A 9,034-nucleotide genomic window follows, 5' to 3' on the forward strand; every position below is an offset into this window, starting at 1 on the left:
CAGGGAAGTGAGAGAAAAAAGGTCGAAATATCCCTTAAAAAACAATGCCGGTCACCTTAAGTGACCGGCATTACGCCAAGGCGTCCTTTTTTATTTGGAATATGAAGTAATTAAACTTCTTCCATTTTTCCCAACAATGCACGCAGACGATCCTGCCATACGTGTTGTTCTTCTTTCAGCTGCGCATTTTCACGCACCAGAGACTCATGGTTGCCGCTGGCCTGCTGAACTTCCTGAGACAGGGTGTTGTTCTGCTCTTTCAGTTCTTCGATTTCCATCTGCAACAGAGTAATGGTATCAATCGCTTGCTGAACTTTAGCTTCTAATTTCTCAAATACTTCAAATGACATTTTTCGGTCCCCTTATGTTCGCAAGGCGCACATCTTATGTTCTGCCGCATCGTCCGGACACGGCTCAAAAATTCCTGCACTCCGTCGATTTTTATAACGAATTCATCAGAGAATTGCGCAAAACCAGCGTGTGTCTTAACGGGTGATTGTATGTAGCCAGCTTTGTTCTGTCTACCCGCAACCCCTTTATCCACGCAGTCTGTTGCAATTTAACAGCGCCGGGTATCAGGAAATGCTTAAAAAGCAGCGTCACACACCAGAAATACTGTTTAATGCCGAATAACCTTAGCCGCTGCGCGGGAAGGCATGTTGATGTTCGTTTGTCACAAATGGCGGCTGAAAATGTTAAATCATGGACTTTTTGCGCTGCATCAAGTTCCAGCAATACGCGAAATCGCTCATTTTTATGACGCGACACACAAAATTTGATTTCGCTATTTCTCGTTTATGCTCGTTAACGATAAATTCACATTACGTTCTCATTTAATGATGAACGCCAAAATCCGATTACGTTGACAAACGACATAACAGAAAAATTATAACTAACCATTAACATCATCCTTAGCAGGATCAAACTATGAGCCAAACCATGAGTTCCACATTAAAAGGTCAGTGCATCGCTGAGTTTCTGGGTACCGGGCTTATCATTTTCTTTGGTGCGGGCTGTGTCGCAGCAATGAAACTTGCCGGGGCAACCTTTGGCCAGTGGGAAATCAGTATTATCTGGGGTCTGGGTGTGGCAATGGCCATCTACCTGACTGCCGCCATCTCCGGCGCACACCTGAATCCGGCGGTGACCGTCGCACTTTGTTTGTTTGCAAACTTTGAAGGACGCAAAGTTCTGCCTTACATCATTGCGCAGGTCGCGGGAGCTTTCTGCGCCGCCGCACTGGTCTACGGCCTTTACTACAACCTGTTCTTCGATTTTGAGCAAAGCCACAACATGGTGCGCGGCAGCGTCGAAAGTCTGGATCTGGCCGGTATTTTCTCTACCTATCCAAACCCGCACATCAGCGTATTGCAGGCGTTTCTGGTAGAAACGGTGATTACGGCCATTCTGATGGCGCTGATCCTCGGCCTGACCGATGACGGCAACGGCATTCCACGTGGTCCGCTGGCGCCATTGCTGATCGGTATCCTGATCGCGGTTATCGGTGCCTCCATGGGGCCACTGACCGGATTCGCCCTGAACCCGGCACGTGACTTTGGTCCGAAAGTCTTCGCCTACTTCGCTGGCTGGGGCAAGGTTGCCTTCACCGGCGCGCGCGATATTCCTTATTTCCTGGTGCCGATTTTTGGCCCGCTGCTCGGTGCTTCTCTGGGTGCCATCGCGTATAAAGCGCTGATCGGCCGCCATTTGCCAAATCAGATTAATGAGCCGGCAGAAGAAAAAGCACCTCAGCCATCCAAACAGCGTAAGGCCTGATCGGCTAAACTGTTCCACAGCTTACTCATTCGCAGGATGAATATTATGTCAGCAGATACGACTCACGAAAAAAAATACATTGTTGCACTCGACCAGGGTACAACCAGTTCACGCGCGGTAGTGCTGGATCACGATGCCAATATCGTCAGCGTGTCACAACGCGAATTCACCCAGATCTACCCTAAGTCAGGCTGGGTTGAGCACGACCCGATGGAAATCTGGTCTTCGCAAAGCTCGGTGCTGGTGGAAGTGCTGGCGAAAGCCGACATTAACTCCGATCAGATTGCCGGTATCGGTATCACCAACCAGCGCGAAACCACCATCGTGTGGGAAAAAGAAACTGGCAAGCCAATCTATAACGCGATTGTCTGGCAATGTCGCCGAACTGCTGACATCTGCGAAAAACTGAAAAAAGACGGTCTGGAAGAATACATTCGCCATAACACCGGCCTGGTTATCGACCCTTACTTCTCCGGCACCAAACTGAAGTGGATCCTCGACAACGTTGAAGGCTCTCGCGAACGCGCTAAACGCGGCGAACTGCTGTTCGGCACCGTCGACACCTGGTTGGTCTGGAAAATGACGCAGGGACGTGTTCACGTGACGGATTACACCAACGCTTCGCGTACCATGCTGTTCAACATCCATGATCTGCAATGGGATGAGCGCATGCTGGAAGTGCTGGATATTCCACGTGAAATGCTGCCGGAAGTTCGCTCTTCTTCTGAGATTTACGGCCAGACCAACATTGGTGGTAAAGGCGGTACGCGTATTCCTATCGCCGGCATCGCAGGTGACCAGCAGGCGGCGCTCTATGGTCAGCTGTGTGTACAACCTGGTATGGCGAAAAACACCTACGGCACTGGCTGCTTCCTGCTGATGAATACCGGTACTGAAGCGGTCGCCTCTAAAAATGGCCTGCTGACCACCATCGCCTGCGGCCCGCGCGGCGAAGTGAACTACGCGCTGGAAGGGGCCGTGTTTGTCGGCGGTGCGTCCATTCAGTGGCTGCGTGATGAACTGAAACTGATCAGCGACGCAACCGACTCCGAATATTTCGCCATGAAAGTGAAAGACACGAATGGCGTTTACGTAGTGCCCGCCTTTACCGGCCTCGGCGCCCCTTACTGGGATCCGTATGCCCGCGGCGCAATCTTCGGTCTGAGCCGTGGTGCGAACAGCAACCACATCATCCGCGCGACGCTGGAATCTATCGCTTACCAGACCCGCGACGTACTGGATGCCATGCAGGCAGACTCGGGCGCTCGTCTGCAGGCACTGCGTGTGGACGGCGGTGCGGTGGCCAACAACTTCCTGATGCAATTCCAGTCAGACATTCTTGGCACCCGCGTTGAGCGCCCTGAAGTGCTGGAAGTCACCGCGCTGGGTTCTGCTTTCCTGGCAGGTCTGGCCGTCGGCTTCTGGAACGATCTGGAAGAAGTGCGCAGCAAAGCGACCATCGAACGCGAATTCCGCCCAAGCATTGAAACGACGGAACGTAATGTCCGCTATAAAGGCTGGCAAAAAGCGGTGGCACGCGTTCGTTCGTGGGAAGATCACGACGAGTAATCGCCAGATATTATCGCCAACACCCCTTTCTGAAACTCCCCATCCGGGGAGTTTTTTTATGCACCTTTCCCGTTGTGCTAAAATCTGCGCCACAGATGAGCCTCGCCTCACCGACCTCTTTTTTTCTTTCTACAGGCTTTCCAATGAAACGTGAATTAGCAATCGAGTTCTCCCGCGTGACCGAAGCTGCCGCGCTCGCCGGTTACAAATGGCTGGGTCGTGGCGATAAAAACCTTGCCGATAACGCTGCCGTTCAGTCCATGCGCATCATGCTCAATAAAGTCGATATCGACGGCACTATCGTGATTGGCGAAGGGGAGATTGATGAAGCGCCGATGCTGTATATCGGTGAAAAAGTCGGTACCGGCAACGGCGACGCGGTGGATATCGCGGTCGATCCTATTGAAGGTACACGCATGACCGCCATGGGCCAGTCCAATGCGCTGGCTGTGCTGGCAGTTGGCGACAAAGGTTCGTTCCTCAATGCACCCGACATGTACATGGAAAAGATCGCCGTCGGGCCGGGTGCCAAAGGCGCGATTAATCTCGAACTGACGCTGGCAGAGAATCTGGCCAATATTGCTAAAGCGCTGGATAAACCGCTGACCGAACTGACCGTCGCTGTTCTGGCAAAACCCCGTCACGACGACGCCATCCGCGAAATGCTGGCGTCAGGCGTGCGTGTGTTCGCATTCCCGGACGGCGATGTGGCGGCGACAATCCTGACCTGCATGCCGGAAAGTGAAGTGGATGTGCTGTATGGCATCGGCGGTGCGCCGGAAGGCGTGATTTCCGCTGCGGTGATCCGTGCGCTGGATGGCGATATGCAGGGCCGTTTGCTGGCGCGTCATGATGTGAAAGGCGATACACCGGAAAACCGTCGTATCGGCGAAGAAGAGCTGGCGCGCTGTAAAGCGATGGGGATCGAGGCCGGTAAAGTGCTGCTGCTGGATGATATGGCGCGTAACGATAACGTGATTTTCTCCGCGACCGGTATTACCAAAGGCGACCTGCTGGAAGGCATCAGCCGTCAGGGAAACATGGCGACCACCGAGACGCTGCTGATCCGCGGAAAATCCCGCACCATTCGCCGTATCCGCTCGACCCATTACCTCGACCGAAAAGACGCTGCGCTGCACGAATTTATTATCTGATCAACTTCCTTCCGGTCATCAAAAAGCAGGGCCATCAGCGCCCTGCTTTTGCACCATCAGGCAGTATGTCCTTCATGCTGGCTACGGTTCGACATCGGCCACCAGCACAGTAAAATCAGCAATGCCATCGCAAACATCAGTAACCCGAGGCTGAACTGACCAGTTTGCGGCAACATCGCCGACATCCATGCCACCAGCCCTGACCCCATATTCTGCAATCCGCCAACCAGCGCACCGGCCGCGCCCGCCAGATACGGGAAAGGCTCCATTGCACCGGTGGTCGCCAGCGGGAACAACATGCCAGCGCCAAAGAAAAACAGCGAAGCCGGCACCACCAGCGTCCAGATATTCATGATACCCAGCCAGCCAGGGATCCACATCGCCAGACCGGCCAGCAGACAACTGATGACCGAATGCCACATCAGTTGCTGGAAACTTTTCTCCGCCCGCCCGGCATACCAGGCACCAAAGAAGGCAGCAGGGATCGGCAGGATAAACAGTACGCTGACCATCACACCGCTCAGCCCGAGGACGCCGCCCATCAGCACACCGCAACTGGCTTCAAACACCGCCACACCGGCCAGTGCACCGACCAGCATCACCAGATAGCGGCTGAAATTGGCGTCGGCCAGTAATAAACGCAGGCTGCCCAGCATGTTGCGCGGCGGATGGTCGGCAGTGAATTCCGGACGAGTTTCCGGCAACCAGCGGTACATCGAAAACGCCACACCGGCGCACAGAATCAGCAGGAAACCAAAACTGGCCCGCCAGCCTAACCACGCTGACAGTGCGCCACCAATCACCGGCGCCAGCAGCGGGCTGATCAGAATGCCCATGTTCAGCAGGCTGTTGGCATGGCGCAACGCGCCGCCACTGTAGAGATCACGCGGCATGGTTCTCGCCATTACGCCCGCCACACCGGTGCCCAACCCCTGAATGGCTGCAAAGGCGATCAGCATATTCAGGCTCGTTGACATCATCGCGCCCGCCGCACCAATCAGGAAAATCATCAGGCCGGTGAGGATCACCGGTTTACGGCCAATATTATCGGAAAGCGGGCCGTAAACCAGTTGCGAGCCGCCGTATGTCAGCAGATAGGCTGCCATCACCCGCTGTACCGCGCCCGGTTTCACGGCCAGACTGGTGGCCATGTCCGCGATATTCGGCACATAAATGGTTTGTGCCATTTGCCCGACAGCCACCAGCAAAATGAGCATGATAAGCAGGTGGATATTTTCCAGATTTTTCATTTTTCAGTTCATTATCAAATAAGATTGGAAAAGTGCAGAACAAATAACCAGTAAATTCAGCCAGACTACAGCGGCGCATAAGTTAACAAATTAATATGAATAAGCGAGTGTTGTAGGAAACTCTTCTCAACCTGTACTGGCAGCAGCGGGAACCACATGTGTAACGCAGGGTGTACGAAAATCGATATTGGCTAACGGGTGATGAACAGGCTGATAACATTTAACCGATACGGGATTCGGAAAATTTGAAATAAAATCAGGACATAATTTTGCAATTCATATTTCTCACTACATGAAGAAATCAGAAACCACGGGAGTTTTTTATGGCTGATTGGGTGACAGGAAAAGTCAAAAAAGTTGAGCACTGGACAGACAATTTGTTCAGCATCACGGTCAATGCGCCCATCGATCCTTTTACCGCTGGCCAGTTCGCCAAACTTTCGCTGGATATTGACGGCGAGCGGGTGCAGCGCGCGTATTCCTATGTAAACCCACCCTCCAGCGGCGAACTGGAGTTTTATCTGGTGAATGTGCCGGAAGGAAAACTCAGCCCGCGGCTTCACGTGATGCAGCCCGGTGACGAAATCAACATCACCAAAGAAGCCGCCGGATTTTTCGTGGTTGAAGAAGTGCCTGAATGCGCGACCCTGTGGATGCTGGCAACCGGTACCGCTATCGGGCCGTATCTGTCTATTTTGCAGGAAGGCATCGGACTGGAGCGGTTCAAGAATATTGTTCTGGTTCACGCGGCACGCTTTGCAGCGGATCTCAGCTATCTGCCATTAATGCAGCAACTGCAACGCCGTTATGAGGGCAAACTCCATATCCAGACCGTGGTCAGTCGCGAGGAGATTTCCGGTTCGCTGACCGGTCGCGTGCCTGCGCTGATTGAAAGCGGCGCACTGGAAGCGGCTGTCGGCCTTAAGATGCTGGCAGAGGACAGCCACGTGATGTTGTGCGGCAATCCGCAGATGGTTCGCGATACCCAGCAAGTACTGAAAGACACGCGGGGTATGCGCAAACATCTCAAACGTAAGCCTGGCCATATGACCAGCGAGCATTACTGGTAAGTCTGTTACCGCGAAACTAGCGGAATTTAACGTCGTCCGGTTCCGGGCCAAAGCGATTTGCGCCCGGTGTGCCGGTAAAACCGCCGCAGTCGATCAGCAACATGATGAAAATCACTGATGGCGCGAGCCGGCCCAGAACCCAGCTCCACGTCTGCGGCATCGCCGCTGCCCAGTTACCCGCCACCAGCATCCACGCCAGCACAAACAGCAGCGCCCACCAGGCCGATTTATTGCGGTCATGCAATCTTTTCACCAACACTGCGGCAGTCGGCCACAGTAAAACCACCAGCGCGAATCCGGCGGACTGATAGGTAATCCATTCCTGTGCGGCAAAAAAGAAATCAACCACCATCAGAATCAACCAGCTAACCATCCAGAGCCAGAAATCGCGGCGGCCCAGGCGGCCGTTAAAAGAAAACAGTGCATGCTGTAACGTCATTGGCAGTCCGTTCCGTAAAGTACAAGGGGAGTAAAATATTAAAACAGGCGGAGTGTAACTCACGGGCAGCGATGACGAGAATCTTTACGCACTCCTTTTGACATTACCCCCCGTTCCCCGCTTTAATCGGACTGTTGAAACAAAATAAGAAACGCCCTATGACTGTTGCTCAATCCTTATTACGACTGGCGCTGCCCGCGCTGCTTATGCTCGCTTGCCAGAATAGTGCACTCGCCGATCCGCCGGTCGATCACTCTGGCGCAGAGGAGATGCCAAAAGCCCCTTACCTGCTTGCTGGCGCACCCACCTTTGAAACGACGCTGATCAATTTTCGCGCCAAATACAATGAAGCCAATCCGACCCAGCAGATTGGCGAGTTCCGGTCGATCAGTGATAAATCTCCAAACAGTTCCCTGACCCGCGCCGCCAGCAAGATTAATGAAAACCTGTATGCCTCGACCGCACTGGAAAAAGGCACCGGTAAAATCAAAACGCTGCAAATCACCTATCTGCCGATTCAGGGGGCTGAAGAAAAGGCCGCACGCACGCTGGCGATAAGCTATATGGCTAACCTGATGCGTCAGTTCGACGCCACATTATCCACCGAGCAAAGCGTGGCAAGAGTCGCTTCTCTGATCGAAAAAGGAAAAGGTCAGCAGTTTTATAAGCAGGAGGTAGGCGCGGTGCGTTTTGTCATTTCAGACAATGGCGAAAAAGGACTGACATTCGCCGTTGAGCCGGTCAAGCTGGCGCTTGCTGAGCCGTGAGATGACGGTTTTTAATGACAAAAAGCAAAGCCTTTATGACCAATGATCTCTATACTGTTGCACAGGTAATCTGCTTATTTGGCAGAAATTTTAATCGACACTCGCGTCCCCTTTTGGAGGAAAAAACATGCGACATCCATTAGTGATGGGTAACTGGAAGCTTAACGGCAGCACCCACATGGTTAACGAACTGATTGCTGCTCTGCGTACTGAACTGAGCACAGTTGTAGGTTGTGGCGTTGCAATTGCTCCACCAGAAGTTTACCTGTCACAGGCTAAACACGCTCTGGCTGGCAGCCGTATTGCGCTGGGTGCTCAGAACGTTGATGCTAACCTGTCTGGCGCATTCACCGGTGAAATCTCTGCCGACATGCTGAAAGACATCGGTGCGCAATACATCATCATCGGTCACTCAGAACGCCGCACTTACCACAAAGAAAGCGACGAGTTCATCGCGAAAAAATTCGGCGTGTTGAAAGAAGCGGGCCTGACTCCTGTTCTGTGCATCGGTGAAACCGAAGCAGAAAACGAAGCAGGCAAAACTGAAGCCGTTTGCGCTAAACAACTGGACGCGGTTCTGAGCACTCTGGGTGCGAAAGCATTCGAAGGCGCAGTCATCGCTTACGAACCTGTTTGGGCGATCGGTACCGGCAAATCTGCCACCCCGGCTCAGGCTCAGGCTGTTCACAAATTCATCCGTGACCACATCGCGAAACAAGATGCTGCGGTTGCTGAACAAGTTATCATCCAGTACGGCGGTTCTGTTAACGCTGCAAATGCTGCTGAACTGTTCACCCAGCCAGACATCGATGGCGCACTGGTTGGCGGCGCATCACTGAAAGCAGACGCTTTCGCTGTGATCGTGAAAGCCGCTGCTGAAGCTAAACAAGCGTAAGCCTGTTTCTTCTGCGCATAAAAAACCCCGGCATGCCGGGTAATGCCGGTCACTTAAGGTGACCGGCATTGTTTTTTAAGGGATATTTCGACCTTTTTTCTCTCACTTCCCTCG

9 protein-coding genes are annotated in these 9,034 nt (G+C 53.0%); 6 read left to right on the plus strand and 3 right to left on the minus strand.

The window, feature by feature from the left end; translation table 11 throughout:
- Positions 1-110: 110 nt before the first annotated feature.
- A complete protein-coding gene (gene zapB, locus DXU84_RS24680) occupies positions 111-350 on the minus strand; it encodes a septal ring assembly protein ZapB (protein WP_013577585.1) in 240 nt (79 codons plus the stop codon).
- 577 nt (positions 351-927) lie between these two features.
- On the opposite strand from zapB, the gene DXU84_RS24685 reads away from it, so the two are divergent.
- The 3 genes from DXU84_RS24685 (at position 928) to glpX (ending at position 4,499) form a co-directional block, all read left to right on the plus strand.
- The gene (locus DXU84_RS24685; protein WP_013577586.1) at positions 928-1,776 is read left to right on the plus strand and encodes an MIP/aquaporin family protein; all 849 of its coding nucleotides are present in this window, start codon (positions 928-930) and stop codon (positions 1,774-1,776) included.
- Between the two features lie 45 nt (positions 1,777-1,821).
- Complete coding sequence (gene glpK / locus DXU84_RS24690) at positions 1,822-3,345, plus strand: glycerol kinase GlpK (RefSeq protein ID WP_013577587.1); 1,524 nt, start codon at positions 1,822-1,824, stop codon at positions 3,343-3,345.
- Positions 3,346-3,488: 143 nt separating this feature from the next.
- A complete protein-coding gene (glpX, locus tag DXU84_RS24695) occupies positions 3,489-4,499 on the plus strand; it encodes a class II fructose-bisphosphatase (protein WP_013577588.1) in 1,011 nt (336 codons plus the stop codon).
- Between the two features lie 56 nt (positions 4,500-4,555).
- On the opposite strand, the gene emrD is transcribed toward glpX, so the two are convergent.
- Positions 4,556-5,749, minus strand: a complete 1,194-nt coding sequence (gene emrD / locus DXU84_RS24700; RefSeq protein ID WP_112152573.1) for a multidrug efflux MFS transporter EmrD — start codon at positions 5,747-5,749, stop codon at positions 4,556-4,558.
- A 323-nt stretch (positions 5,750-6,072) separates the two neighbouring features.
- On the opposite strand from emrD, the gene fpr reads away from it, so the two are divergent.
- A complete protein-coding gene (gene fpr, locus DXU84_RS24705) occupies positions 6,073-6,819 on the plus strand; it encodes a ferredoxin--NADP(+) reductase (protein ID WP_112152574.1) in 747 nt (248 codons plus the stop codon).
- Positions 6,820-6,835: 16 nt separating this feature from the next.
- Here fpr and DXU84_RS24710 read toward each other — a convergent pair whose 3' ends face one another.
- Positions 6,836-7,258, minus strand: a complete 423-nt coding sequence (locus tag DXU84_RS24710) for a DUF805 domain-containing protein (protein WP_013577591.1) — start codon at positions 7,256-7,258, stop codon at positions 6,836-6,838.
- A gap of 158 nt (positions 7,259-7,416) precedes the next feature.
- Between DXU84_RS24710 and DXU84_RS24715 the strand changes: the two genes are divergently transcribed.
- Both DXU84_RS24715 and tpiA read left to right on the plus strand, forming a co-directional pair.
- A complete protein-coding gene (locus DXU84_RS24715; protein WP_013577592.1) occupies positions 7,417-8,025 on the plus strand; it encodes a DUF1454 family protein in 609 nt (202 codons plus the stop codon).
- 127 nt (positions 8,026-8,152) lie between these two features.
- Positions 8,153-8,920 carry a triose-phosphate isomerase gene (tpiA, locus tag DXU84_RS24720; RefSeq protein WP_037035323.1) on the plus strand — a complete coding sequence of 256 codons (768 nt, stop codon included), beginning with the start codon at positions 8,153-8,155 and terminating at the stop codon, positions 8,918-8,920.
- Positions 8,921-9,034 lie beyond the last annotated feature (114 nt).

It is taken from the genome of Rahnella sp. RcJ3, assembly GCF_009498575.1.
Lineage (GTDB): Bacteria > Pseudomonadota > Gammaproteobacteria > Enterobacterales > Enterobacteriaceae > Rahnella > Rahnella aceris.

Bases quoted from the DNA above. Each gene is read 5' to 3' on its own strand.
- glpK (WP_013577587.1), top strand. From the start codon at position 1,822: ATGTCAGCAGATACGACTCACGAAAAAAAATACATTGTTGCACTCGAC.
- fpr (WP_112152574.1), top strand. From the start codon at position 6,073: ATGGCTGATTGGGTGACAGGAAAAGTCAAAAAAGTTGAGCACTGGACA.
- DXU84_RS24715 (WP_013577592.1), top strand. From the start codon at position 7,417: ATGACTGTTGCTCAATCCTTATTACGACTGGCGCTGCCCGCGCTGCTT.
- emrD (WP_112152573.1), bottom strand. From the start codon at position 5,749: ATGAAAAATCTGGAAAATATCCACCTGCTTATCATGCTCATTTTGCTG.
- glpX (WP_013577588.1), top strand. From the start codon at position 3,489: ATGAAACGTGAATTAGCAATCGAGTTCTCCCGCGTGACCGAAGCTGCC.
- DXU84_RS24710 (WP_013577591.1), bottom strand. From the start codon at position 7,258: ATGACGTTACAGCATGCACTGTTTTCTTTTAACGGCCGCCTGGGCCGC.
- zapB (WP_013577585.1), bottom strand. From the start codon at position 350: ATGTCATTTGAAGTATTTGAGAAATTAGAAGCTAAAGTTCAGCAAGCG.
- DXU84_RS24685 (WP_013577586.1), top strand. From the start codon at position 928: ATGAGCCAAACCATGAGTTCCACATTAAAAGGTCAGTGCATCGCTGAG.
- tpiA (WP_037035323.1), top strand. From the start codon at position 8,153: ATGCGACATCCATTAGTGATGGGTAACTGGAAGCTTAACGGCAGCACC.